Here is a 24,819-nt window from a genome sequence, read left to right on the forward strand (position 1 = left end):
CCCTCTCCCCCTCTCCCCCCGCGAGGCTTTCTTTTTCCCAGCGGAAACAGTACCCGCAGACAAAGCAGTCGATCGACTCAGCGCCGAACTCATCTGTCCCTATCCTCCAGGAATACCAGTCCTGATGCCCGGTGAAATTATTACCCCAGCAGCCGTTGACTACCTGCAACAAATCCTGGCTGCCGGCGGAAAAATTACAGGTTGCAGCGATCCCGGCCTCCAAACACTCAAGGTTGTGCGACAGTAAATATTAAGGCTTGGGGGAAATGCGGAGAATTTCTACTTCTTCCGCGAGTTCCAACTTCGGTCTTGCTTCAATCAAAAATCAAAAATCAAAAATAGAACTATGCTTTGGCCCTACGTCACTCCAGGCATTCCCGATGACTTATTTGAACGTTTACCGGGAATTCCCATGAGTAAGCGAGAAGTCCGACTGCTGTTAATCTCCCACCTGAGGCTGAAAGCAGATTCAGTCGTGTGGGACATCGGTGCAGGTACTGGTACGATCGCCGTAGAAACAGGTTTGCTGTGTCCCAAAGGTCGGATTATTGCCGTCGAAAGGGACGAAGAAGTAGCAAGCTTGATTCGCAGAAATTGCGATCGATTCGAGCTCAACAACGTAGAAGTCATAGAAGGCAGTGCCCCGGAATGCCTGGAAAAACTGCCTCAACCCCCCCACCGAGTCTGCATCGAAGGAGGTCGCCCCATTAAAGCCATTCTCCAAGAAGTCTGGCGGTACTTGCAACCCCACGGTAGAGTTGTCGCCACAGCCTCGAATTTAGAGAATCTTTATGCCCTTTCCGAAGGGTTCGCCGAGTTGCAAGTCCGCAACATCGAAGTAGTCCAGTCCGCCGTCAACCGCTTGGAGACTCGCGGCCTGAGTCAAACCTTTGCCGCCGTCAATCCCATATTTATTCTCAGCGGCGAAAAGCTGGATTAGAAGTTAGTTGACAGTTGACAGTTAACTTTAACCTGGTTCCTCGGCAGAGCCTGGGAATACATACCCAATGCCCCATGCCCTATGCCCTATGCCCATTCCTAAATGTAATTCTTAATCTTTTTTAAGTTCACTTAACCTTCATACTTAAGAATAGGGGCCACCATAGCTGGATTGACCGCCTGACTTGAGATATTGGATAACGGATGGGGGATAAGGGTTATTTGTGCAAGGGATCAACTCGTGCTCTAGAAAAATCCAAAATCTCAAATCCAAAATCCAAAATCTAAAATCTAAAATCGAATGACCCGCCGCCGTCTGCAAGAGAAATTCATTTATGCCTTGGTCTCGTATCCTCAGTGGAATAGTTGCGATCGCCCTTGCTTTGGGAATGATTATTATGGGGGGATGGTACTTCACCCTCGGCTTTGGAGTCATCGTCTACCTAGGTCAATTGGAATATTTTGAATTAGCCAGGGCTAAAGGCATTGCACCCGCTGCCAAAACTACCTTAGCCGTCAGTCAAGGGCTATTAATTACTGCCGCCTTAGCACCGGAACTCGTAGATGCCATGTTCCCTCTAGCGGGAACCTTAATCTGTTTCTACCTGTTATTCCAACCTAAATTATCGACGATCGCCGATATTGCCGCTTCAGTTTTAGGATTGTTCTACGGCGGTTATTTGCCCAGCTATTGGGTACGGCTGCGAGTCGGCCTCGACCCAGCCAATCTTGCTACAACCCAACTTTCGCAAGCAGTAGCAAGCAATTTGCCGGTTAACATTTACCCGTCCCCGTCTTGGACAAATTCCAGCCATATATCTTTAGGATTGACTTCGCTGCTGCTGGCTTTCTTCTGCATCTGGGCCGCTGACATTGGGGCTTATTTTGTCGGCAAATTCTTCGGTCGCACTAGCCTGTCCCACATCAGCCCCAAAAAAACCGTTGAAGGTGCCGTATTTGGAGTTTGCGGCAGCATCGCCGTGGCCGCCGCTGGGTCTTGGTATTTACACTGGCCGGGGTGGCCGTATACTGGGGCTGCTTTTGGTTTGTTGATTGGCGTTGCTAGCTTGTTGGGAGATTTAACTGAGTCGATGATGAAGCGAGACGCCGGCGTTAAGGATTCGGGACAGTTGATCCCCGGTCACGGCGGCATTCTCGATCGCACCGACAGTTATGTTTTTACCGCGCCCCTAGTCTACTATTTTGTCACTTTACTGTTGCCCGCGATCGACTCTTACTTGATCGCCCGCTAATTGGGAATTGCGAATTGGGAATTGAGAATTGGGAAGGGGGAATTTGGCATTGGGAATTGGGAATTGGGAAGTGGGTATGTATTCCCAAGCTCTGCGTGGAAGGTTAAAGTCAACAGTCAACAGTCAACAGTCAACAGTCAACAGTTAACTAACTAAGGCAAAACTCTAATTCCTCCTCGACAAATAATCTCCCCCGGACTCAAAATCAATTCTTCAATCTCAACTTCCGGTCCAAAATCAATTTTAAAACCATTGAAATCACTGCTCTTTAATTCTCCATCCATTTCGATTTCTGGTGCTTCAAACATCAATTCGCGACCGCTGGCCATCCGCAAACCCGTCCGCAATACCAAAGGAATTTGCCTACCGCCAGCGCGCAAAATTGTCGCCGAAAGCGTTAACAAACCCGCCTCAATAGCAATCTGCGAATTTTGCAACTTCAGCGACTGTTCCCTATCTGTCAGCGGCAGCATTGGCAGCAAAAATTCGCTCAAAGCATCAGCAAGCAAAGGCGCTTTCAGCGACGCATTCAAATCCGCTTGACTGAGCCTCAAAACGCCTGTCACGGGAACGGATTCCAGGAGGCGCAGGGGTTGGCCTTTGAGAGCTTGACCGAGGTTGATGCGAATGCCGCAGCCCTCTATCGCAACTTCAGTTAGGTGTAGTCCTTTATACACAGCACCGCGAGCGGCAGCCGTGACTTTGGGGATCGCACCGCTGAAGATTTGTCGATCGCTCCCCTCAATTTTCACCTTCAAGTCGTCCACCTGCTGAACTTGCGATCGCAGCCACAACTGCACCGCCGGAGACAGCACCGCGCTCGCGATCCGGCTGCCTTGACTCGGCGAAGGTCTCCCCAGCTCCTCGCCGAGATTAACAGTCCCACCATAGCCAGCAGCGCCATCTCTATTGTCAAATTGATGAGAGTTTCGATCGACAGTCATAAATAATTTCAGAATATAAACCTTAATATTCAAGCACAGAAATTTAACTAGAACTTGCGCGTTCGGCCTCAAAAACCCCTTTGATTCACAGATATATCGCCGTAAACCTGCAATTTTTATAAGAAACCGGGTTGATGAGCGCAACTCCTATTAACTCCAAAACCAAGCAGAAATCTCGCCTCAGCAACGCCAGAAGCAGAAAAATTATCACCCTTTCCCCCCTTGGGATCTTTCCTTAGTTCGCGAGTTGTGCGATCCCCAGGAAAAATTTGCGATCGAGCGTATAAATTTAACCAGCAGTACGGGATTTATGGTAGTGTTGGTTTAGGGTCTGGTCAGACCCACACCTCTAAAACCAGTCGCAAACCAACGGTGCAAGCCTGTTCCTGCGGCGAGTCTTTTCCTCGTAGTTTTTGCGCAACATTCAGGGTCATGCCATCAGGACAATTCTTACAGGGCCTAACGCCCCCTAAGGATTGGTCGAGGATTATAATTTATTCCCAAGCAGGAATTGAGCATTCCTAGTAAGGTTAATCAATTAACCTTGTCGTGTTTCCTCCCCCACCGCTCGCTCGTTGGGGGTTTCCACACTCCCGTCATGTCAGATGAAAGGCTGCAAAAAATCCTCGCCCAGTGGGGCATTGCCTCTCGCCGTCTTGCAGAACAGATGATTGTAGCTGGACGAGTCCGAGTTAATGGCAATATTGTTCGCTTAGGAGAAAAAGCAGATCCCGATCTGGATCTGATCGAAGTCGATGGAGTCCCGGTAAAACCAACGGATCGACCGTCACAGGTTTATCTGTTGCTCAATAAACCGGCAGGCGTCGTTTCTACTTGCAGCGACCCCAGAGCCCGATCGAAAGTTCTCGACTTGCTGCCGCCCCAACTGCGCTCGGGTCAAGGCATCCACCCCGTAGGACGCTTAGATGCAGATTCCACCGGTGCCCTCTTGCTCACCAATGATGGTAAGCTGACATTTTGTTTGACCCATCCGCGTCACTCGATCGCCAAAACTTATCAGGTTTGGGTTCTCGGCGATCCCCCGGAACCCATACTGGAAGCGTGGCGTCACGGCATTATCTTGTCAGGCAGAAAGACTTTGCCCGCGAAAGTGAGAGTTCTCGATCGCGCGCGAGACAAAACTCTGTTAGAAGTCATTCTATCAGAAGGCAGGAACCGACAGATTCGGCGAACAGCCGAGCAGTTGGGATATCCCGTGGTGGGGCTGCACCGCACAGCGATCGGCCCGATTCAATTGCAGCGGCCCGAATTGCCAATATTGCCACCGGGCTGCTACCGACCCCTAGAAGATTCGGAAATTATTTATTTATGGAATCTAGTCAACCTAACATCAATAAGCGTGCCAGTAAAATCCCAGGAGCACAGCATATGACAAAGAATTTATTGTTTTTATTCTTCAAAACAACTAAGAAGAAACTGCACTCCCAAGAGCCAGAACCAGCTCAGAAGAAGCTAGCGGAAATAGGGGCTCAACTCCGCCAGTACCGCGAACAGCAGTCGATTTGTTTGGACAAAGTAGCTGTGGTAACAATGATTCGGCGGAATCTGCTGCAAGCGATCGAAGACGGTCAACTCGACCAACTTCCCGAACCCGTCTACACTCAGGGTTTGATCAAGCGCTACGCTGAAGCAATGGGTTTGGACGGAACTCAGTTTGCCGACTTTTTCCCGATCGAACCGCCAGCCCGATCGAGAACCAAGCTCTCCTGGCAAGATGGGCCTCAGTTGCGCCCGATGCACCTCTACCTCTTTTACACATTTCTAATTATCTGTTCGGTCAATGTCTTATCTCAGTTGATGGGCGGTTCTGTGACCGCTAAAAACGGTGCGGGAGCCAAAGAACTAGCGCTTGGCCAGCAAGAACAAGCACGTTTAGCTGCTGAGGGATCGAGCGCCTCACAAAATCAGAAACCGGATAGTTACGCCGCTGTGGAAGCAGCAAGAACAGGTCAAAATTTAGATAAATCTGGCAATAAACCAGTGATGGTTAGCGTCACTTTTAAAGCCGAATCGTGGATGCAGGTTGAAGTCGATGGCAAAACAGAGTTTGAGGGAATTTTGCCTTCAGGAACTGTACGCACCTGGCAGGCTCAAAAGCAATTGGTAGTTGTAGCTGGTAACGCCGGCGGGGTAATGGTTGCCGTCAATAACGGACAAGCCGAACAACTCGGAGTTCCTGGAGTCGTCAAAGAAGTAGTTTTTAAAGCAGACGACCTCAAGCCTGCAACACCGCCAAAAAATGAAGGGTAAGTGTTAATGGGTAATCGGGAATAGGTAATGGCTGGCAGTCCAGGGCTTTTAATTAGAATGTCCGTCTTTATTCACTCATTACCAATTACCAATTACCCATTAACAATTACAAATTAGATCGATTTCGGTTGCATCGGAATAGTCAAATCCAGTCAACAGTCAACAATCACGGATGAATGGTGCAAACGGAATCGATCTAATTCATCTGCGTTAATCTGTGTTAATCTGCCCTCATCTGCGGTTAAAAAAAGTTAATTTCTCGGGTCGCAGATGACAATCGATTGACGCTGATTCACGCAGAGAGCAAGAAGAGAGATAGGAATAATTCTGATGCTAACAGATTGGATATTACCCATTAACAATTACCAACTACCCATTCCAGACGATCAATTTTTATTTGGAGCGCGACCGGAGATGTAAGTCATGGTTTTGAGCCGATCGCCCACTTCCCAATTCAAAGCTTCGGGTCGATACCGCCAGCCCCAATTTCCCTCTGCTTTCCCCGGAAAATTCATCCGCGCGTCCGTAGCCAAACCCAACAAATCTTGATACGGCACAATTGCCATATTAGCAACAGACATCCAACCCATGCGGATTAAAGACCAGTGAATTCCTTGGGGATCGATGCAGCCAAAATAACGATAAACCTCATCTCTTTCGTAGTGTTGCAGTTGATTGAACCATCCCACAGTCGTGTCGTTGTCGTGAGTGCCGGTGTAAACTACGCAGTTGCGATCGTAATTGAAAGGCCAAAAAGGATCGTCCGATCCAGCGCCGAAAGCAAACTGCAAAATCTTCATTCCTGGAAACTCGTATCGATCGCGCAAAGCTTCTACTTCTGGAGTAATTACCCCTAAATCCTCAGCGATAATCGGCAAGTTACCAAACTTCTCGTTAATTACATCCAACAAAGCTGTTCCCGGCGCTTTAATCCACTCTCCGTACATCGCAGTTTCTTGTCCGCGTTTCACCGCCCAGTAAGCCTCAAATCCTCGAAAGTGGTCGATCCGAGTCACGTCTACATAAGCGAAAATCGCTTCAAAACGCTGCACCCACCACTCGAAATTATTTGCTTGCAACTTCTCCCAATTGTAGACGGGGTTGCCCCACAATTGACCTGTACTGCTGAAGTAATCAGGGGGAACTCCGGCCATTAAAGCTGCTTCTCCGGTGGCTTCATCCAAGCAGAATATTTCTGAATGAGACCACACATCCGCGCTGTCGTGAGCTACATAAATCGGAATGTCGCCAATAATTTTAATATCCCGCAGGTTGGCATAGCGTTTCAACTCCGTCCACTGGCGAAAAAACTCAAACTGGACGTATTTGTAGTAATAAATCTCAGCACTTAGCTGCTGGCGCCACTTCTCTAGCGACTCGGGTTCTCGACGGGCAATTTCTGGTTCCCAATTGTTCCAGCTAACACCGCCAAAGTTGTCTTTTAGTGCCATAAATAAGGCGTAATCTTCCAGCCAACTCTCTTTGCTTTGGCAAAAAGCTGAGAATTCTTTTTGCTGGATCGGCGATGCTTTGGCTTGGAAGTTTTCGCAAGCTTTTTTGAGCAAAGGCACTTTCAGGGCGATCGCCCGCTCGAAGTCTACATAATCGAGCGGAAATTCTGGTAAATTAGCGAAGTCTTCATCGGCGAGCAATTGGTCGTCCCGCAGCAGTTCTGGGTTGATCAGCAGCGGATTTCCCGCCATTGCTGAATAGCACGAATAAGGAGAATTGCCGTATCCTGTCGGCCCCAGCGGCAATACCTGCCAGTATTGCTGGTCGCTCTCTACTAAAAAGTCAATAAAGCGATATGCTTCTATTCCCATGTCCCCAATGCCAAATCGACTGGGAAAGGATGTGGGGTGGAGTAGAATGCCGCTCGATCGGGGAAAAAGCATAATCTATCTAAAGATATAGGAATTAAACATTGACAATTTGACCGATCTTCCCTACAAGTTAAACTTCGCAGTTTTTAGGGCGATTGTCAGGGCAAATACTTTTGTGATTGTCTCATATTTTCTGCGGGAACGTGCTTGCCAAATATTTGTTTTGGGTTCTACTCACAAGTGTAGAGGAAAGCCCAAAACATCAAAATCAGGAGTTACGCGATCGCCTCGCGAATAAACCGGGTTCTTGTACCGGGGAGCGCCTGCTGCAAAGACGTATTTTGGTCAATTGCACCCGGTTTATGGCTAACTTTTTAAGATAACTTTTCTTTTGCTTTCGCCCCATCTCTCTGCGGCCGTAAATTGCCCGCTTGCCAAAAATCAGCCATCAGTTAAGCAGAGCCAATGCACAAATCAGCCGGCTGTTTTTGTATCTCAATAAACAGTCGGCTGCGGGATTACCTGAAAAGAGGCTGAGTTTAAGCTTGCTTGTTCAACAATTTCTGCACTTGTTTGAGAGCTATAGTGCCGACGTTGTACGCAGCCCAGCCACCAGCCAACAAGACGGGCAGCAATACTATTAGTATGCGGAAGTCAAAATCCATGAGTTCTCCTCCTAAAGTTTTTTAACAAATTCTCATAATCTATTTGTATCTCATTTTGTCGCCATTCTCCTGAGTCTTTAACCAAATATTGTCGCCTTTGAAAGTTGCTCCGCCGGCAGCCGGATACGCAGGAGGACATCGCTCGGGAGGAATTGAGATCGAAACTCACTCTTGGGCGGGCGATCGACATTCGCTGCACCAATTATCCCACAATCTGTTTCGCAATCCCTTCCACCACCTTAGTTAGAGGATCTTTAGGGAAGTGCAGGGCAAACACCCCCTTGCTGGCGAGAAGCATCATCTTGTCGCTGTGGGGCAGCACCCCTGCAACTGGGATGTTGTAAATACTCTCTACTTGCTGCTTCAAATCCTCGAAATCTAGAGATTCTGGGGCTTTGTTGATCGTCATCAAAATCTTGGGAACTTCTAATTTGCGGGCCACATCTACCGTGACAGCCGTTCCCTGAAAATCTTGCTGATCCGGACGCAGAATCAACAGCAGGATGTCGGAAATGGTGATGCTGAGGAGGGTTTCTTCGTTGAGCCCCGGGTGCGTGTCGATAAATAGGTAGTCTAAGTCCAGAACCTCGATCAGTTCTTGAAAGCCGTCGGTAAGCAGCCCCACATCGTAGCCTTCGCGCAAAACTCGCGCTATCTCGCCTGCTTTAATGCTTGAAGGAATCAGGTAGAGGCTGCCGTTACTGGCTAATTTTGGCAGCAGCGAACTCACATTGTAGGCCGTATCCGCCATCGGACACCGGCCCCACAGGTAATCGTTCAGGCAGCGATCCATGTTGCTTTCGCTGAAACCGAACAGCACGTGAATCCCGGGCGATTGAATGTCTGTGTCTACAATGGCGACCCGCTTGCCGCCGCGAGCGATAATAGATGCCAGGTTTGCTGTCGTGTTCGATTTGCCAGTTCCGCCCCGGTAAGAGTGGACAGAGATGATTTTGGACATGATCTGCGTATGAGGGTAAGAAACGGCGAGAACCCATTATGATGCAATTCTCGATGCAGTCGAGTTCTCTGTCATTCTTCCTTGTCCCCCAAATCCTCCTTGTCTGTTAAACTATCCATTTTTTCATCTTTTATCCTCTTTTCTGCGCCCCTGCGCTGCCGCATTTGTTTGGCTTTGGCTTGCAAATCGCTGAACTCGTCATCGGGTTTGGTTTCGGCTGAACTAGCACCCGAACAGGCATCGCTCGGGGTAACCGTTTTTGAGCCGCTTTCCGATTCAGTCACGGCGGCGCGCTGCTTCTGCTGTGTGGCTTTTTCCTGCAACTGAGCTAAGTATTCATCTGCCTGACTTTGCCCTTTGGCAAGCTCTGCGTTACTAGGAGTTATTTCTTGGGGATCGCAAGGTGCTTTTTCAGAGGTTTCTTGTTTGCTAATCCTCAGTTTATCTTTCTTTTGCTGCAATTCTTTAAAGAAATCAGATTCTGTGATTTCTGCGACTTGCTGGTCTTTTTTGGCTTGGTCTATTTCGATTTTGAAGACTTGTTTTACTCGATCGCTAATTGCTTTCCCGTATCCGGCTTTATTAAATCTGTCTGCTGATACTATGCTGCCGCCAGTTAGGATTAATGCTAAGGCTGGCGCTGCCACAGGCACCCACCCTCCCAACAGAAAAATCCCAAAGCTAATCGCGCAACACCCAGACAGTATTGCTGCGAATGTCACCGCCAACCGCACTGGGTGAGCCATCCGCGATGCCAAGGTTCCTCCCACAATTGACCATGCCGCAATCCACAAGATTTCTCCCCATTCCGGCCAAAACCAAAACATCGGTCTGTTGTCTAAAACTGTACTCAAAATTTGGCTGACTACTTGTGCGTGTGCCACGATACCCGGCATGAATTGCTTGCTTTGCTGTCGCCCACTGTAAGGAGTATAAAAGAAATCTTTAACGGTTTCTGTGGTATAACCGATGAGCACTATTTTACCTTTAACTAAATTCGGGTCAACTTTCCCTTCTAAAACATCCGTAATTCTGACTTGGTTTGCCACCTGCTGCCTCGAACGATAGTTAATTAATATTTGATATCCTCTGGCATCGGTATTTCTGTATCCTCCGTCATTGCTTTCTAATTTTTTTAATTGGGTTTTTCCCAGCCATAAAGATTGATCTGGTGCCAGTTTGGGAGAGATTTTTTGTCCTTGCAGGTAGCGGAGTGCTAGCTGAAGGTTGAATGAAAATAAAACTTGAGAATTGTCATTACAAAGATGTTTTTCCACCGAGGATTTGCCCTCTATTGTCGGCGGTTTCATAAATAATAAAGCTCTGCGGAGTATGCCGCCCGGATCGACTCCGAAATCTGCAAATCCTACCCGGTTTTGTGGCAGCCCCGGCGCAGGTGGAGAACCGGGATTGTCCGGGCTTCCGTCGGTAACTAAACATACTCCAATAATTCGATCGCTTTTTTGTAAAATTTTGGTTAATTCCTGGCGCCCGTCTCCTAAAGGTACGTCTCGCAGTACATCTAAACCGATGACTGCCGGCTGCATTTTTTCGAGTTTTTGTAATATTTCAGCTATTTTGCGATCGGATATCGGCCACTGTTTCAATTTCTGAATGTCTGCTTCGGTAATCCCCACAACTAACAAGCGCGGGTCTGGCTTTTCGTCGGAACGCCACCTCAGCATTTGATCGTAAGCGCTTAATTCTACTGGAGCGAGTATTCCTAGCTGTCTGGCCCCGATCAAGGATAATGTTACTGCCGCGCTGGCAATTAATACAGACCTAACCAATGCTAGTGATGGTTTATACATTTGACTCAATTGAGCCGCTGCCGATCGAATTTTGTTAGATATTTTAGTCATTATCCCAGCATAAAAGTTTGACTCGTTTCTGGAACAGCAGTTGTTTCGCCTTTGCCCCCTACCGGAGACTTCCTCCATCTTAGAACACCGGGAAACTCCGACCGCTTTTTAACAAAATTTTACAGTTTACCGCGATATACTGTATGCAATTATACTGGGAACCTAGGTGGCATGATTTTTCGGACGGAGAATCCACTTGCCGATCGAATTAATTAATGTTATTGATGATATGTCAAGGTTCCAATTGTGTATCTGCGCCCTCGACTAGCCGCTCAAAATATTTGTCGCCATCAGCGAATGTCTGTGTTTGCAATATTATAGTGAAAGGTACAACAAAATGAAACGTTTTCTACATCGGGCTACACTTGCGGTCGCCGTATCTGCGATCGCAGCTACCGTCCCCAGTTCACTTGCACCGATGCGGGCACAATCCCAGCCGCTTCTGCTGAGTCAAAATGTTAATTTCCAGCCTCCCGACGTAACAGCCCCCGGCAGCCGACAAGGAGGGACACATCGCGGCAGCAAGCTTTGTCCGGCGGGTTTATCTATTACTCCTTTAGTGCCTCCAACTAATATCGGTTTAACCGTAACAGAGTCTCCCACCATTTTTGTCTATGTTCCTCAAACGTCAGCAGAAATAGAGTTTACTTTGTTGAACGACAACGAGGACAAAGTTATCTATGAAAAAACTTTTAAACTTGACAAATCCGGGATTGTGGGAGTGAGCATTCCTGCCACGGGCAACAACAAATCCCTTGAAGTTGGTAAGCGATACGTGTGGTCGTTTTCGATGGTTTGCGACCCCCAAGACCGATCGGCAGATTTAGTTGTTAAAGGGTTCGTGCAGCGAATTGAACCGCAGGCAACTCTCAAGAGTGATTTGGCAAATCCCGACCCGATGACTAGGCTCAACGTTTACGCTAAAAATGGGATTTGGTACGAAACTCTCGCTACTTTAGCCCAAATGCGACGCCAGACACCGGGGGATGCGAGGCTGACAGCCAAGTGGACGCAATTATTGCAGTCCCAAGGACTGGAATCAGTTGCAACTCAACCGCTGGTTGGCCCTCTTTAAATCTCGCTATTTCTTGAAGTTTTGTCGGTCTTCCGATTGCGATGTAAAAATTGACAAATTTACCCGATCGCGCGAGGTTTAAACTCCGGCTTAACAGTAGAGATGCGATCTATAATATCTCTACAAGTTGGTGAAAAAATGAAACGTTTTCTACATTTTACTGCACTGGCGATGGTTGTATTTGCGATCGCCGTTACTCTCCCCAGTTTGGTTTCACCGATGCAGGCTGTGCCTGCACCAATTCTGCTGAGTCAGAATGTTAATTTTAAACCTCCAGATGTCACAGCCCCCGACAACCGACAAGGAGGGACGCATCGAGGCTGTCAGTTGCGCGAAGGTTTATCAATTACTCCCTTAATACCTGAAAGCAATATTGGTTTAACGCTAACAGAGTCGCCAACCTTTTTTGTATATGTTTCTCAACCTGCGGCTCAAGTAGAGTTTGTTTTGCTAAACGAAGATGAATCCGAAGTAGTCTACGAAACTACTATCAAAAATGACAAAGCCGGAATTGTTGGAGTTAGCATTTCTGAGAAAGACAAGACAAAAAATATTGAGGTTGGTAAGCGATATGTGTGGTCGTTTGCACTAGCTTGCGATCCTCTAGAGCGTTCCGGAGATTATATTGTTAAAGGATGGATTCAGCGAATTGAACCCCAGGCAACTCTCAAGAGCGATTTGGCAAATCCAGACCCGAGGGCGAGGCTGATTGCTTATGCTAAAAATGGGATTTGGTACGAGACTCTTGCTACTTTAGCCCAAATGCGGCGCATCGCACCCGATGATTCGCGACTGACGACCGAATGGACACAATTGTTGCAGTCTCAAGGACTAGAATCGATTGCCGCTCAACCGCTAGTTCAGTCTTTTTAATAACGACTCTTCACCAATCATTGGTGAGTGTGTGCATACTCAATTCTTCAATTCTTCAATCCAGTGACCGAAAGCAGCCAGGGTACAAGCCCCCGTATTTATCCTGGCACAACCAAAAAATAGTATCAGATAACAAGTCCCCGGATTAATCCGTGAGATAGCTTTCTTCAATTCTCCAATTGTTCAATTCTTCAATCCAAAATCCAAAATCTAAAATCTAAAATCGATTGATGGCTAATAACTTTCCGACAATTCTGGCTCTTGATTTTGACGGTGTAATTTGTGACGGACTAATCGAATATTTCCAAACTGCTTGGCGTACCTACTGTCAAATCTGGAAACCAGTCGAAACAGTGCCCGATCCAGATTTAGCTTTGAGTTTTTACCGAGTGCGGCCCGCCATCGAAACTGGTTGGGAAATGCCGCTGCTGATCCGCGCACTGCTGACAGGAATTACGGAAGAGCAAATTTTGCTGGAGTGGCCGAATATAGTACCGCATTTATTGACCGAAAATAATTTGAAAGCGCAGTCTGTCGGCGCTATGTTGGACGGATTGCGCGATAATTGGATTGCTGAGGATTTAGCTGGGTGGCTGTCTTTGCACCGCTTTTATCCAGGGGTAGCCGATCGCTTGCACTCCTTGCAGGAGAGTTCGTCGGTGAAAGTGGCGATCGTCACTACAAAGGAAGGTCGTTTTGTCCGAGAACTTTTGCAGCTAGCAGGCGTACAAATGCCGTCAGAGTTGATTTTCGGTAAGGAATACAACAAGCCAAAACACCAAATTTTGCGGGAGTTTTTGGCTGCGTCTGCCAAAGATTCGACTATTTGGTTTGTGGAAGATCGGTTAAAAACTTTGCTGTCGGTGAAGCAGCAGCCGGATTTATCTCAGGTGAGGTTATTTTTGGCTGATTGGGGTTACAATACTTTGCCCGAACGGGAATCTGTAGCCCAAAATCCACCTGTTCAATTGCTTTCTCTGTCGCAGTTTGCCGGAGATTTTGCCGATTGGCTGCCGAGCGAATGTTGATGTTCAATTTATTGGCAGGTGGGATTTTTTTTGTTTTTCAAAGTCAAAAAATCTTACAAAATTTTACATCTTTTTTGTTGACTTTTGCGGCGGAGACATGGTATTTTAATATAATCGGATGGTGGAAAAAATAATATTCTTCCCACCATCCGATTATAAAATAAATATAACAAAAATTACCCAAAAAAGCAAGAATATCGACAAAAATAATGTTTTTTTGATCGACTCTTGGAGGTACTAATAACCTCAAAAACTGGTTTTTTTGCTATTTCTGCGGGCCCGTACGAAGTATTTTAGTTTATCAAACCGCGTGTATGACAAATAACCAAGCTTCGGAACCCAAAAATTGAAAAGTGTTTTGATAATTTCTCAGCTTGAAAGCTTTCTAATATTGAAACTTAAAACCAATGCTCGATTTAACTAAAGCAGCCAAGGCAATGCAGGGAATGAGCCAACATTTGAATGTGGAAGCTCACGCGGCTCGCCAGCGTTTGGAAGTGGCTCAGAATTTGCTGGTAAAGGCTGCAGCGGAACAGGGAAAATTGGTGGAATTGCAAGAGAATTGGCGCGATCGCACTTTATTTAATGCTGCCACGCCGATCGAGCCATTGTCCGATCGCACCTACATCACCGCACCCCCCGCCGCTCACACAGTCTTTGCCACAGACGGCTCGCAAATTTCCCCCAACCATCACGAAATAGCCTACTGCTACTTGCTAAACGTCGGCACAGTCATGCTGCACTACGGGCAAAGCCGCCACCCAGTTTTAGACAGCGTACCCGAGGTTTTCTACAAACCCGAAGACTTGTACGGTTCGCGACAGTGGGGAATTAGAACCGAAGAATGGATGGGATACCGGCGAGCAGTTTCCGAAGCAATTGCCTTAGCAGAAATGGGCTGCAATTGGGCAAAAGTTAACGACAATCAATTGCCCGCGCCAGCTTTAGCAATGGTAGACGGTTCCCTGATTTATTGGTTTTTGGAACAGTTACCCAGCGAAGCGCGCGACCAAATTTTGCTGCCAATTTTAGAAGCTTGGGACAAGTTGCGTTTAGCAGGAATTCCGCTGTTAGGATACTTAAGCGCTTCTCGCAGCAGCGAAAGCTTATCTTTTTTACGGTTTGAAGCTTGCACCCACGAAGTACCAGACTGCATGACAAATTGCCCGAACGTCGGATTTGCCGCCACAATTTCTTTCGCCGACAAAGCACCTTGTCAAGAATTTGAACCCTTGCGGGATGCCATCTTGTGGGCAACAATCCTGTCACCGGGACAAAGAAGCCCTTTGTGGAAATCGCAAGCTCGAATTTTAGATTTGTACGGTCTTAATTCCGTCTATTTCTGTTACGTTCACGTTGGCACAGAAATTGCTAGAATAGAAGTGCCGGAATGGGTAGCACAAGATAAAGCACAGCTAGATTTAGCATTAGGAATGATGCTGGCTCAAGTACACAAAGGCGGCGGGTATCCGGTGACGCTAGCAGAAGCTCACAATCAAGCGGTAGTCACGGGGGGCGATAGAAGTCGCTTTTTCGCTTTGTTAGAGCAGCAAATGATTAAAGCAGGCTTAAAAAATGTGGGAATTTCTTATAAGGAAACACGGAAGCGCGGCAGTATTGCTTGAAGTAATAAGTAGAGTAATCTGGGACGCAGAAACCGGGTTTTTACGCAAATACTGCATTTAAGCCTTTAACGCAGATAAAAAACCCGGTTGCTTTGGTATTGCTGCGTAAGTTATGTAGAGTTAAAATAAAGTTAAAAATGTTATATGCCAATAGAACTAATTATCTTAATTGCTTCGTTACTTGTATCTTGGCTGGTGTTTAATTGGGCTTTTAAAGTATTGAAAGCCAGCATCGGTACAGCGATAGGTTTAGCAGCAATTGTGCTGGCGATGCAGTTATTGTTTGGCATCGGCCCCAACCAGCTTTTTCAACATATAATTCACCTGCCGGAAACCATAGGAAAAATGATTTCGGGCAAGTAATCCGATTTTTGATTTTTGATTTTTTTAAATACCCGGCTTCTTCCAGAAGCCGGGTATGTGGGGATTCCGAGAAGTTTCCTTCTTCCTTCAGATATTAACTTCCCAGCATTTGCAACTTGTACAAACTGGCATATAAACCTTCTTGCTGCAACAACTCTTCGTGGCTGCCAGACTCTACTAACTGCCCGCGTTTGAGCACTAAAATACGATCGACATTTCGGATAGTCGAAAGCCTGTGGGCAATAATAATCGCCGTTCTGTCGGCCATCAAACGCTCTAAAGCTTCTTGAATTAAAGCTTCGGTTCCCACATCCAAACTAGCAGTTGCCTCGTCTAGAACTAAAATACTGGGATTGCGAATAGCGGCGCGAGCAAACGCTAATAATTGCTTTTGTCCCCCCGAAAGATTGGTTCCCCGTTCCCGCAATTGCGTGTCATAACCTTGAGGCAACTGTTCGATTAAACGGGCAACATTTGTCTTTTCTGCTGCTGCTTGAATTTCCTCAATCGAGTAATTTTCTCCCAGGCTAATATTGCTCTTCACATCGCCAGCAAATAGAAAGCCATCTTGGATAATCACTCCTATGTGCCTGCGCAACTCTGCTTGAGGCAAATCCCGAATGTCCACATGATTAACCAGAATCCGCCCTTTACTAGGTTCATAAAGGCGGCAGAGAAGACGGATAATCGAACTTTTGCCCGCACCGGTAGGGCCGACTAATGCTACTTTTTCGCCTGATTTGATGGTGAAATTGAGGTTTTGCAGGACATATTCGTCTTCTTTGTAAGCAAACCACACGTTGTCAAATTGGATTTCTCCAGATTCTGAATTCTGCGATTTGGCATTTTCTCCCCCCCTTAGCTTGGGGAGGTTGGCAGGGGGTGATTGGGGATTGTTAGGCAATAAACGATATTCTGAACTTGCTGGATTTTGATGATTATCTGCCAATTCTCGATCGAACGGAGACAAGTTATAAGCAGTTGCCTCTGGATGTCCAGTTATCAACAACGGTGAATAACCTGCCCTTCTTCCCTCTTCCTTCTTCCTTCTTCCTTCTTCCTTCTTCCCTCTTCCTTCTTCCTTCTTCCCGCTAGTTGGATCTTTAATTTCGATCGGTTCGTTGAGAATATCGCTAATCCGTTCGACGGCGGTAAATCCTGCTTGAATTGCAGTGAATTTCTCAGCAAATTGCCGCAGCGGATCGAAGAGACGCTGAGCAAATAAAATGAATGCAGACAGAGTACCGAAGTTAAGATTACCAGCTAAAACCCTTTGACCGCCCATCCACAAAACCCCTGCGATGGCCACTAAAGCAATCCATTCTAAAGTCGCAGATACGGCTGAGTCATAAAAGATAGTTGTGTCAACGGCTTTAATGTACCGTTTATTGGTGACGCGAAACAATTCTGAGTTGAATCTTTCGCGGCGGAATAGCTGCACTACGCCAATACCAGTCAAATTTTCTTGCAGTTGTGCGTTGAGATCGGAAAGTTCTTCTCTGGTAGTGTAATTTGCTAGGCGATATTGATACTGGAAATAAACTATGACTGCGGTAATTGGTATCATCATCAGCACCAACATTAAAGCTAGTTGCCACTGCATGGTAAACATGAAAATGGCAATTACTAAAATAGAAAATAAATCGCTGACAATGCCGATCGCCCCTGAAGAGAAAACCTCTCCCAAAGCTTCTACATCGCTGGTGAGGCGAGTCATAAGTTTGCCTACAGGAGTGCGATCGAAAAATCTCACTGCTAGCGATGTGACGTGTGTGAACAAATCATTTCTAATATCTGTAGTAATTATTTGCCCTACTTTCGTGACTAAATAGCCTTGAAGTGATTGCAGTGCCAATCTAACTGTTATAGTTAGCATGAGCAAAACTGCCAGAAGATTCAATGCCGCAGATAAAGGCAATCCCCGCAATAATTCGTAGGTAGGTTCCGAGCGAATTACCGAAATTGCCTGTCCGATGAGAATCGGTTGAACTGCTCCTGAGACTGCTAGCGGTACTAATAGTGCGATCGAAATAATCAGCAAGCGTTTGCTGCGGGTTGCGTAAGATGCCAACCTCAGAAATAACCGCCAGTCTGTTTCCTGGCCGGATTTGTTTTTGGTGTCTGTTACTGGTGAGGAAATTGTCATCCGATGTTAGATTTTAGATGTTAGATTTTAGATTGCAGAAGCTAGTATTCTGCTAAACTCGCGCGCTTTTGCTGAGAAGATCGAGCTTTTTTTTCGCTGCGCGGCTTGTAGGGCGGGCGGGCGAGATCGGTTCGCTCAGCTTTTAGCAAAAAAGCTGTACAATATAGTCCAACTAATAATTGTAGCAAATAGAGCCAGTCAAATTAGGAAATCTTCTACAGATCCAGCAAATTATTCAACCATACAGCGCTCAGTCACCCATATTTATTACAATTGCGGATACCCGCTACTTGCCACTTTATGCCTTTAGACATAGAGTAGGCCACTGGTTTTATTTGCTGGCTCAAATGCTGGATTTTCAAAATTCAGTTCACTGCATTGAAGAGATTGATTCTACATTTCACCGTCGTCTTAATGAAAGTGTATTAGATTTTGTACTGATAAATTATGCACGAAATAGAGACAGCCCGATTGTATCTGAGACAATTTACGCCTGAAGATTTAGATGAGCTGTACCGCATCTACAGCGATCCGGAAATAATGAAATACCTCACAGGAGTTAAAACTAGAGAAGAAACAGAAATCGCCATTCATACCATGCTCCAACGTTGGGAACAAAACAACTTCGGAATGTGGGCATTAGTACATAAAATAGACCGTAAATTGATCGGTCGCTGCGGACTTGCTTTTCTGGACAAAACAGCGGAAGTTGAGCTTGGCTATGCGATCGACAAAGTTTACTGGAATCAAGGATTAGTCACAGAAGCATCTTTTGCTAGTCTAAACTATGGATTTGAAATATTAAAGTTAGAGAGAATAGTTGCGATCGCACGCCCAGAAAATATCGCCTCGCAGCGGGTGATACAGAAAGTTGGCATGAAATATGAAAAAAATGCTCGTTATTACGAAACTGATGTACTCTATTACTCTATCTCGCGAGAAACCTACGAGTCAAAAGTAATTTTGTAGGGTGTGCATTGCACACCTTACTGCATTTAAATTACTCACATTGCAATTTGTCATTATTGCCTGCAGACAACTACGAAGTTCTTTGCAATTGCTTGTTCACCTTGAGAATCTTCTTATCAAAATACTCTTGTCGGTGTCCCAATCTTTTAGCCACTTCTAACCCTTTTTGATAGGCTTCCAAAGCTTTATCGTAAGCCGTCATCTCTTGATAAACTTGACCGATATTGTCGTAAGCATTCATCAATCCGTAAAAATTGTAAGCCCGCTCTTCTAACAGCAACTGCATTTGATAAATCCGCAAAGTCGGCTCCCACTGCTTTTGCGCTCGGTAAAGCAATGCTAATTTATCCAAAGCTTCGCTAGCCTGAGCATACTGTTGAATGGGGACGGCTAAATTGTAGGCTTCCTGATAGTATTGAGCTGCTAAATTGATTTGACCTATGGTTTGGTAATCGCTGGCGATCGCAATTTTGAGCGGTGGTATAGCGCTGGGATTTTGTAAGTTAAGATACACCGATGCTAGTTTTTCACGGGCGGCGATCGCTTTTAGGGGTTGTTTCGACTGCTGGTAAACGTAGGCCAATTGTCTCAGAGTATCTACCTCAGTTGGAGGAGTTACAGGCTGCGGCGGCGCGCCGTTTCCCGCAACTACAGCAGAATTTTGCACAGCAGAATTAGCAGCAAATAAATCGCGGTTTTCCTGAATTAAAGTAGCCAATTCCTCATACACGGGAGCAGCTTTATCGTAACTCAACCAATTGATGTGAATTAGCCCGATCGCCTTCAAAATCTGACCTTGAGCCAATATATCTTCGTTTTGGCGCGCATTTTCGAGAATTTCTTGGTAAACTTCTACAGTCGGGCCTTTAGCGCGCACCTGCTGAAAAGCCGCAACCAAGGTGGGGAGCAACTCAGTATTAAGTGGTTCTTGGGATTTGACTTCTTTTTGAATTGCTTGCAACCGTTTAGTAATAAGCTGTAGTTCCAGGTTTTTACCGTTAGTCCAAGCAACACTTCCCACCCGACTCAAAGCAGCAATTTCCGCCGCCGGGCCCAGATACCTCCGCAGCCGCAATTCTCGGAACCAAATTTCAAAAGCACCAACCCCATCTCCAGCTTGCAGTTTAGCCGCTGCTTCTAAGTTTAACTCTTCCAAAGCCGCAGTCAGTTCCTCCCGCTGAGTGCTGCTCAAAGATTCATTAGCGGGAGCTAGGGGATCGGGTGTGGTAATTTCTAGAGGATTAGGAGAAAATTGATCGAGGCCTGGTGGATTAGTTTGGGCGCTAGCAATCGAACCAGCACACAGCCACAAGAAAAGCAAGCACCCAATTGGCACAGAACTTCTCATTCTCAAAATTTGGTTGCCGCGATTCGGCATCTTTTCTGGAAACATCAAGTTTTGCATATCTACAAAACGGTATAAATTATGTCACAAAGATGGCACAAAAGCAAACTGTTCAACAAGAGCAACAAAATAAATGTCACCGCACTGAGCAATTATTGGGATTTAAAGACGTTGGGCGCTCGTATTTTACGCTTATTCAGTCTAGCCCTAATTCTCTTAACTGTTTGCACAGCTTGCGCCCCTCCTCCCGCAGTTGCTAGAGACCGCTCTTTTCCAGAAATGTCTCTAGAATTTTTGGGCGAGTACCAATTGCCAAAAATCAATTTTGAAGGAGTACCAGTCGGCGGTTTGTCAGGAATTACCTACGATCCCAAAGGTATTAGTGCAGTCACTTCCAAAGCTTATCGCTTTTACGCTCTTTCCGACGACCCCAGCGAAAACGGAGAAGCGAGATTTTACAGTCTCCGACTCGACCTCACATCAAGTGACCCAGCAAATATTGGCCTGAAAAAAGTTACCGTTGAAGGTGTTACCTCCCTCAAAAAAGCAGACGGTGAAACCTTCTCTTGGGGTTCCATCAATCCCGAAGGCATCGCCCTTTCTCCCCGCAATTCAGTATTTGTCGCTAGCGAAGGCGTTACTCATGTTGGCATCCCTCCTTTTCTCGGTGAATTTGACCTCAAAACAGGGCAAATGCGGGGACAATTGCCGATACCAAAGCGCTATATTCCCGATGCCAGCGATGAAAAACAGCAGCAAGGAGTGGTGGACAATTTAGGTTTTGAATCTTTAACCATCGACCCAGAAACTTTTAGTCCGGGCGGTCTCGATCCCTTTCGTTTGTTCGCAGCTACGGAAGCGCCGTTAATGCAAGATTTAGACCCGGAACAGGCAAGCAAACTCCGTCTTTTACATTATATCATCGTCGATAAAACGCCGCAATTAGTCTCGGAAAATCTTTACAAGCTCGACCAAGTTCCCATGACTATTTTGAACGGTTTAACAGAATTAGTAACTGTCGGTGGCGGTCAGATTCTGAGTTTAGAACGTTCTTTTGGGCTGTCGGGATACAGCGCTAGGATTTATCAAGTAGCGGTTGGGGCGGCTACAGATACTTCGAGAATCCAGAGTTTTAAAGGGCGAGTGGCAATGGTAGAACCTGTTAAGAAAAAGTTGCTGCTAGACTTAAGCGAACTCGGGATTCCGCTATATAATTTAGAGGGAATGACCCTCGGCCCGCGCTTGCCCGACGGCAGCCAGAGTCTAGTTTTGGTCAGCGACGACAATTTTGATGAAGCGCAGAAAACTCAGTTTATCTTGTTGAGTTTAAAAAGCAAAAATTAGGTCAGAAGGGCGGGCTAGAAGCCCACCCCACAAGAAGAAGACTTATTCTTTGTGAAATAAGCCGGAAAGCCTGTTTAGGAAAACAGTCCAATAAACTTCACTCTTTGTGGAACAGGCATCTTGCCTGTTCATAAAAATAGTATAAATGAGGTTAAATCAAATTTATCCAACTATAAAACACCCTAATCATGCCAACTCGTAAGACTTTGCACTTACCAGAAATCGAACTTTCATACCTAGAATGGCAGCCAGAAACAGGGAAAGAAAAAGTTCCGCGTTTGCTGCTGCTGCACGGTTTAGCAGATAGTGCGTGTGTCTGGACTAGCTTGGGCAATTACTTATCCAACCGCTATCATATTGTAGCGCCAGATATGCGCGGTCACGGAGAGAGTAGCAAACCGAAAACAGGCTATACTTTTGAAAGTGCGATCGCAGATTTAGAAGCTTTGATGGCACATCTCAACTGGCCAGACGCCCACATTTTAGGACATTCTTGGACCGGAAAACTAGCACCGATTTGGGCGAGGCAAAATCCCGATCGCTTTTGCAGTATGATTTTAGTAGACCCCATCTTCATCACCAAACTGCCCGCCGCGATGAAAATCACTCTGCCAATTGTTTACCGAAAATTAGACTGTCTCAAATGTGTGGGCCCGTTTGCGACTTTATCCCAAGCAGAAGCAGCAGCAAAACAATCGCGAGAATACGCAGATTGGAGTGACTTGCAGCAAATGGTATTCCAACACCAAATCGAACAAAAATCTGACGGAAGTTGGGGCAGTAAATTTGCGATTGCAGCCCGAAATCAGATATTTGCAGAAGTGATGAAAGTTGCCGGTTTAACTGAAAATATTGATATCGAGACTTTGTTTGTACAGCCGGAAAAAGGCGTAAATCGCATGGCTTGGCAAATGCAGCCATACAATAGATACTTGAAAAATCTTACCGTTGCAAAAGTACCGGGGAATCACTGGTCTTTTTTGACTGAACCGGAAACTTTTAATCAAACTGTGGCAGGTTTTTTAGAGGGCACAAGACGGTGAATTTAGAAATTATCGCACATCGGGGATTTTCGGCGATCGCCCCCGAGAATACTTTAGCAGCTTTTGAACTCGCGATCGCCCGCGGAGCTCATTCGATCGAATTTGACATCCAGCTATCCGCCGACAACGTACCAGTGATTTTTCACGACGCAACATTAGATAGAATAACAGGAGTTTCCGGCAAAGTTAGGGAAAAAACTCTGTCTGAATTGCAGACACTTAATGCGGGAAAATGGTTTAGCGATGAATTTTCACAACAAAAAATTCCTACTTTAAAAGAATCATTAGCTATCCTCAAAAACGTTGACAAATTTCTTTACTTTGATGTCAAGCCGCACTGCGAGTGGTCTGATGCAGATGTCGCGGATTTTGTCAATACTTTGAAGGGCGCAGAGATCCAACACAAATGCGTTATTACTTCCTTTAACGATGGATTTCTGGAACAAGTGCGGCGGCTATCTGACGATTTGGCGATCGGACATATTGTTGCTAATCTAGAAGCGTACAAAACTCAATTTGCTCAAGCTGTGGCGCATCGGGATAATTTGATTAGCAGCCAGTATCGCGTGTTGCTGGAAAACCCCGTACTAATTCAAGAAAGCCGGAGTCAGGGAGTTGACATTGTGGCCTGGACGGTGGACGATCGAGCGGATATGCAAAAGTTAATTGATTTGGGTATCACGCGGATAGTCACTAATTGTTTGATATAATTTTTTAACCGAAGATGAAGGCAGATAAACGCAGATAATCGATGAATTACTTTCGCAAAAGCATCCACGAAATGTCTGGCTATGTGCCGGGAGAACAGCCACCGCTAGGCACAAAAATTATTAAATTAAATTCTAATGAAAATCCCTATCCGCCTTCTCCCAAAGCTTTAAAAGTGCTTCAGGAAATAGAGGGAGAAATGCTGCGGCGCTATCCAGATCCAACTGGCAAAAGTTTCCGCATTGCTGCTAGTCAAGTTTTGGGAGTGGCTGACGATTGGATTGTTGTAGGTAACGGCAGCGACGATTTATTAAACTTGATAGTTCGCGCTGTGGGCGAATCTGGGAAACAGATTGTTTGTCCCGCGCCAACCTATGTATTGTACCGCACTTTGGCAGCAATTCAAGATGCAGAATTTGTTGAAGTTCCTTATACCGACGACTACAAGTTACCAGTCGATTTGCTAATAGCAGCCCAGGGTGCAGTGACATTTGTAGCTTCGCCAAACAGTCCATCGGGAACAGCCATATCTGTTGCAGATTTGGAGAAACTGGCTAAAGAGTTATCGGGCATTCTTGTAATCGACGAAGCTTATGTAGATTTCGCAGAAGAAAATGCTTTGGACTTGACAAAAAAGTACAGTAATGTTATTATTTTGAGAACGCTTTCAAAGGGTTATTCCCTTGCAGGATTGAGGCTGGGTTTTGGCATAGCAAATCCGGCGCTGCTGGCAGAATTAAATAAAATTAAAGACAGCTATAATGTAGATGCTTTAGCCTATGCAGTGGGGGCGGCGGCGATCGCCGATCGAGATCACAAAACAGCCAACGCCGAAAAGATTAAGGCTTCGCGAGCAAAACTAGCCGTTAGTTTCCAGGAATTAGGCTTTGACGTTTGGCCCTCGCAAACCAACTTTTTGTTAGTTAGGCCACAAAACGGCGATGCAGAAAGAATTTATCAAACACTGAAAGTACGGGGAATATTGATTCGATACTTCAATCAGCCGCGATTGGAAGACAAATTGCGGATTAGTGTAGGTACTGAGGAACAGAATCAAATCTTAGTGAAAACTTTGAAAGAAATTCTCTAAATAACGATCGCACTAAAAGTAGTTTCTAGTAATGACTTTAGTCCTCTGATTTTTATGAGGACTTGAATTCCTGACTACACACAGCTTGATTACTGATAATTATTAGGATTATCTGTCGCCAACCCTGCCGACTGAGCAATATCCAGCAATCTGTTGTCCGCAGAAACAAAAATTAGTTGAGTTTCTGGTATGGATGTTAAAACTGATTGAACGCGCAAAGCAGACGCTAATTGCACAGCATCATAAGCCCGCAGTGGATATTGAACAATCAATTCACCCGCCCTTTCAACCAGTGCCAGCTCAACTTCGATAACTCTATACCGACTATTGAATTCAGAGCGAAACTTTGCAATAAGTGCAGCAACTTCCGCAGCAGTTATACCGCCTTCACGTTGTCTGCGTGCAAAAGCACTAAGAATTTCGGTAGTGCTAAATATGTAATGATAGAGGAGTAGAATGAAGTGCTGATGCTTTCCTATCATGCCACCATGC

The 24,819-nt window shown here is 45.9% G+C and carries 22 protein-coding genes and 1 pseudogene; 15 read left to right on the plus strand and 8 right to left on the minus strand.

The annotated features are described in order from the left end of the window. From QUA54_RS30830 to QUA54_RS30840, 3 genes and pseudogenes are all read left to right on the plus strand, one after another. Positions 1–247 (plus strand): annotated as a pseudogene (locus QUA54_RS30830) (aminotransferase class I/II-fold pyridoxal phosphate-dependent enzyme); the annotation flags it as partial. A gap of 99 nt (positions 248–346) precedes the next feature. Next, positions 347–940 (plus strand): precorrin-6Y C5,15-methyltransferase subunit CbiT, encoded by a 594-nt coding sequence (cbiT, locus tag QUA54_RS30835; protein WP_333189586.1) that lies wholly within the window; start codon positions 347–349, stop codon positions 938–940. Positions 941–1,274: 334 nt separating this feature from the next. Next, positions 1,275–2,192, plus strand: coding sequence for a phosphatidate cytidylyltransferase (locus QUA54_RS30840; protein ID WP_333418439.1), 918 nt, complete (start codon positions 1,275–1,277; stop codon positions 2,190–2,192). 152 nt (positions 2,193–2,344) lie between these two features. Here the strand turns inward: QUA54_RS30840 and QUA54_RS30845 are convergent, their stop codons facing one another. Next, a complete protein-coding gene (locus tag QUA54_RS30845) occupies positions 2,345–3,136 on the minus strand; it encodes a DUF2993 domain-containing protein (RefSeq protein ID WP_333418440.1) in 792 nt (263 codons plus the stop codon). Between the two features lie 598 nt (positions 3,137–3,734). On the opposite strand from QUA54_RS30845, the gene QUA54_RS30850 reads away from it, so the two are divergent. Together QUA54_RS30850 and QUA54_RS30855 are read left to right on the plus strand one after the other, a co-directional pair. Beyond that, complete coding sequence (locus QUA54_RS30850) at positions 3,735–4,529, plus strand: pseudouridine synthase (RefSeq protein WP_333418442.1); 795 nt, start codon at positions 3,735–3,737, stop codon at positions 4,527–4,529. Beyond that, positions 4,526–5,407, plus strand: a complete 882-nt coding sequence (locus QUA54_RS30855) for a helix-turn-helix domain-containing protein (RefSeq protein WP_172184721.1) — start codon at positions 4,526–4,528, stop codon at positions 5,405–5,407. The genes QUA54_RS30850 and QUA54_RS30855 overlap by 4 nt, the downstream gene beginning before the upstream one ends. Before the next feature lie 386 nt (positions 5,408–5,793). Here the strand turns inward: QUA54_RS30855 and malQ are convergent, their stop codons facing one another. The 4 genes from malQ to QUA54_RS30875 form a co-directional block, all read right to left on the minus strand. Then, entirely contained in the window at positions 5,794–7,302 is a 1,509-nt protein-coding gene (gene malQ, locus QUA54_RS30860; protein ID WP_333418444.1) for a 4-alpha-glucanotransferase, read from the minus strand. 467 nt (positions 7,303–7,769) lie between these two features. Then, the gene (locus QUA54_RS30865; protein ID WP_172184717.1) at positions 7,770–7,895 is read right to left on the minus strand and encodes a photosystem II protein Y; all 126 of its coding nucleotides are present in this window, start codon (positions 7,893–7,895) and stop codon (positions 7,770–7,772) included. A gap of 202 nt (positions 7,896–8,097) precedes the next feature. Continuing rightward, positions 8,098–8,856 (minus strand): MinD/ParA family ATP-binding protein, encoded by a 759-nt coding sequence (locus QUA54_RS30870; protein WP_172184715.1) that lies wholly within the window; start codon positions 8,854–8,856, stop codon positions 8,098–8,100. 71 nt (positions 8,857–8,927) lie between these two features. Continuing rightward, a complete protein-coding gene (locus tag QUA54_RS30875; protein ID WP_333418446.1) occupies positions 8,928–10,718 on the minus strand; it encodes a CHASE2 domain-containing protein in 1,791 nt (596 codons plus the stop codon). 337 nt (positions 10,719–11,055) lie between these two features. Between QUA54_RS30875 and QUA54_RS30880 the strand changes: the two genes are divergently transcribed. The 5 genes from QUA54_RS30880 to QUA54_RS30900 all read left to right on the plus strand — a co-directional run bounded on the left by QUA54_RS30880 (position 11,056) and on the right by QUA54_RS30900 (position 15,682). Further along, the gene (locus tag QUA54_RS30880; protein ID WP_172184711.1) at positions 11,056–11,793 is read left to right on the plus strand and encodes a DUF928 domain-containing protein; all 738 of its coding nucleotides are present in this window, start codon (positions 11,056–11,058) and stop codon (positions 11,791–11,793) included. A gap of 138 nt (positions 11,794–11,931) precedes the next feature. Then, complete coding sequence (locus QUA54_RS30885; RefSeq protein ID WP_333418448.1) at positions 11,932–12,666, plus strand: DUF928 domain-containing protein; 735 nt, start codon at positions 11,932–11,934, stop codon at positions 12,664–12,666. 230 nt (positions 12,667–12,896) lie between these two features. Then, positions 12,897–13,694, plus strand: coding sequence for an HAD family hydrolase (locus QUA54_RS30890; RefSeq protein ID WP_333418467.1), 798 nt, complete (start codon positions 12,897–12,899; stop codon positions 13,692–13,694). Positions 13,695–14,101: 407 nt separating this feature from the next. Next, positions 14,102–15,319: a DNA double-strand break repair nuclease NurA gene (locus tag QUA54_RS30895; RefSeq protein WP_333418450.1), complete on the plus strand. Its 1,218-nt coding sequence runs from the start codon at positions 14,102–14,104 to the stop codon at positions 15,317–15,319. Between the two features lie 144 nt (positions 15,320–15,463). Next, the gene (locus QUA54_RS30900) at positions 15,464–15,682 is read left to right on the plus strand and encodes a hypothetical protein (protein WP_333418451.1); all 219 of its coding nucleotides are present in this window, start codon (positions 15,464–15,466) and stop codon (positions 15,680–15,682) included. Positions 15,683–15,776: 94 nt separating this feature from the next. Here QUA54_RS30900 and QUA54_RS30905 read toward each other — a convergent pair whose 3' ends face one another. Then, positions 15,777–17,828, minus strand: a complete 2,052-nt coding sequence (locus QUA54_RS30905; protein ID WP_333418452.1) for an ABC transporter ATP-binding protein — start codon at positions 17,826–17,828, stop codon at positions 15,777–15,779. A gap of 447 nt (positions 17,829–18,275) precedes the next feature. Between QUA54_RS30905 and QUA54_RS30910 the strand changes: the two genes are divergently transcribed. Further along, positions 18,276–18,797 (plus strand): GNAT family N-acetyltransferase, encoded by a 522-nt coding sequence (locus QUA54_RS30910; RefSeq protein ID WP_333418454.1) that lies wholly within the window; start codon positions 18,276–18,278, stop codon positions 18,795–18,797. 70 nt (positions 18,798–18,867) lie between these two features. Here the strand turns inward: QUA54_RS30910 and QUA54_RS30915 are convergent, their stop codons facing one another. Continuing rightward, entirely contained in the window at positions 18,868–20,190 is a 1,323-nt protein-coding gene (locus QUA54_RS30915; protein ID WP_333418456.1) for a tetratricopeptide repeat protein, read from the minus strand. A gap of 33 nt (positions 20,191–20,223) precedes the next feature. Here QUA54_RS30915 and QUA54_RS30920 point away from each other — a divergent pair, with 33 nt between their 5' ends. The 4 genes from QUA54_RS30920 to hisC all read left to right on the plus strand — a co-directional run bounded on the left by QUA54_RS30920 (position 20,224) and on the right by hisC (position 24,327). Further along, the gene (locus QUA54_RS30920; RefSeq protein ID WP_333418458.1) at positions 20,224–21,486 is read left to right on the plus strand and encodes an esterase-like activity of phytase family protein; all 1,263 of its coding nucleotides are present in this window, start codon (positions 20,224–20,226) and stop codon (positions 21,484–21,486) included. A gap of 188 nt (positions 21,487–21,674) precedes the next feature. Beyond that, entirely contained in the window at positions 21,675–22,529 is an 855-nt protein-coding gene (locus QUA54_RS30925; protein WP_333418460.1) for an alpha/beta hydrolase, read from the plus strand. After that, positions 22,526–23,239 carry a glycerophosphodiester phosphodiesterase family protein gene (locus QUA54_RS30930; RefSeq protein WP_333418462.1) on the plus strand — a complete coding sequence of 238 codons (714 nt, stop codon included), beginning with the start codon at positions 22,526–22,528 and terminating at the stop codon, positions 23,237–23,239. Before QUA54_RS30925 ends, QUA54_RS30930 begins: the two co-directional genes overlap by 4 nt. 41 nt (positions 23,240–23,280) lie before the next feature. After that, on the plus strand, positions 23,281–24,327 hold the full coding sequence (hisC, locus tag QUA54_RS30935) for a histidinol-phosphate transaminase (protein WP_333418463.1): 1,047 nt from the start codon (positions 23,281–23,283) through the stop codon (positions 24,325–24,327). An 89-nt stretch (positions 24,328–24,416) separates the two neighbouring features. On the opposite strand, the gene QUA54_RS30940 is transcribed toward hisC, so the two are convergent. After that, positions 24,417–24,819 (minus strand): type II toxin-antitoxin system VapC family toxin (locus QUA54_RS30940; protein ID WP_333418465.1); only part of this gene is annotated, 403 nt, incomplete at its 5' end.

Origin of the sequence: Microcoleus sp. MOSTC5, from assembly GCF_036701825.1 — a bacterium.
Lineage (GTDB): Bacteria > Cyanobacteriota > Cyanobacteriia > Cyanobacteriales > Microcoleaceae > Microcoleus > Microcoleus asticus.

What these genes read in the sequence shown, in the direction of transcription:
- hisC (WP_333418463.1), top strand. Translation starts at nt 23,281, where the DNA reads ATGAATTACTTTCGCAAAAGCATCCACGAAATGTCTGGCTATGTGCCG.
- QUA54_RS30880 (WP_172184711.1), top strand. Translation starts at nt 11,056, where the DNA reads ATGAAACGTTTTCTACATCGGGCTACACTTGCGGTCGCCGTATCTGCG.
- QUA54_RS30890 (WP_333418467.1), top strand. Translation starts at nt 12,897, where the DNA reads ATGGCTAATAACTTTCCGACAATTCTGGCTCTTGATTTTGACGGTGTA.
- QUA54_RS30870 (WP_172184715.1), bottom strand. Translation starts at nt 8,856, where the DNA reads ATGTCCAAAATCATCTCTGTCCACTCTTACCGGGGCGGAACTGGCAAA.
- QUA54_RS30910 (WP_333418454.1), top strand. Translation starts at nt 18,276, where the DNA reads ATGCACGAAATAGAGACAGCCCGATTGTATCTGAGACAATTTACGCCT.
- QUA54_RS30840 (WP_333418439.1), top strand. Translation starts at nt 1,275, where the DNA reads ATGCCTTGGTCTCGTATCCTCAGTGGAATAGTTGCGATCGCCCTTGCT.
- cbiT (WP_333189586.1), top strand. Translation starts at nt 347, where the DNA reads ATGCTTTGGCCCTACGTCACTCCAGGCATTCCCGATGACTTATTTGAA.
- QUA54_RS30925 (WP_333418460.1), top strand. Translation starts at nt 21,675, where the DNA reads ATGCCAACTCGTAAGACTTTGCACTTACCAGAAATCGAACTTTCATAC.
- QUA54_RS30865 (WP_172184717.1), bottom strand. Translation starts at nt 7,895, where the DNA reads ATGGATTTTGACTTCCGCATACTAATAGTATTGCTGCCCGTCTTGTTG.
- QUA54_RS30885 (WP_333418448.1), top strand. Translation starts at nt 11,932, where the DNA reads ATGAAACGTTTTCTACATTTTACTGCACTGGCGATGGTTGTATTTGCG.
- QUA54_RS30915 (WP_333418456.1), bottom strand. Translation starts at nt 20,190, where the DNA reads ATGTTTCCAGAAAAGATGCCGAATCGCGGCAACCAAATTTTGAGAATG.
- QUA54_RS30855 (WP_172184721.1), top strand. Translation starts at nt 4,526, where the DNA reads ATGACAAAGAATTTATTGTTTTTATTCTTCAAAACAACTAAGAAGAAA.
- QUA54_RS30920 (WP_333418458.1), top strand. Translation starts at nt 20,224, where the DNA reads ATGTCACAAAGATGGCACAAAAGCAAACTGTTCAACAAGAGCAACAAA.
- QUA54_RS30905 (WP_333418452.1), bottom strand. Translation starts at nt 17,828, where the DNA reads ATGACAATTTCCTCACCAGTAACAGACACCAAAAACAAATCCGGCCAG.
- QUA54_RS30850 (WP_333418442.1), top strand. Translation starts at nt 3,735, where the DNA reads ATGTCAGATGAAAGGCTGCAAAAAATCCTCGCCCAGTGGGGCATTGCC.
- QUA54_RS30875 (WP_333418446.1), bottom strand. Translation starts at nt 10,718, where the DNA reads ATGACTAAAATATCTAACAAAATTCGATCGGCAGCGGCTCAATTGAGT.
- QUA54_RS30900 (WP_333418451.1), top strand. Translation starts at nt 15,464, where the DNA reads ATGCCAATAGAACTAATTATCTTAATTGCTTCGTTACTTGTATCTTGG.
- QUA54_RS30895 (WP_333418450.1), top strand. Translation starts at nt 14,102, where the DNA reads ATGCTCGATTTAACTAAAGCAGCCAAGGCAATGCAGGGAATGAGCCAA.
- malQ (WP_333418444.1), bottom strand. Translation starts at nt 7,302, where the DNA reads ATGCTTTTTCCCCGATCGAGCGGCATTCTACTCCACCCCACATCCTTT.
- QUA54_RS30845 (WP_333418440.1), bottom strand. Translation starts at nt 3,136, where the DNA reads ATGACTGTCGATCGAAACTCTCATCAATTTGACAATAGAGATGGCGCT.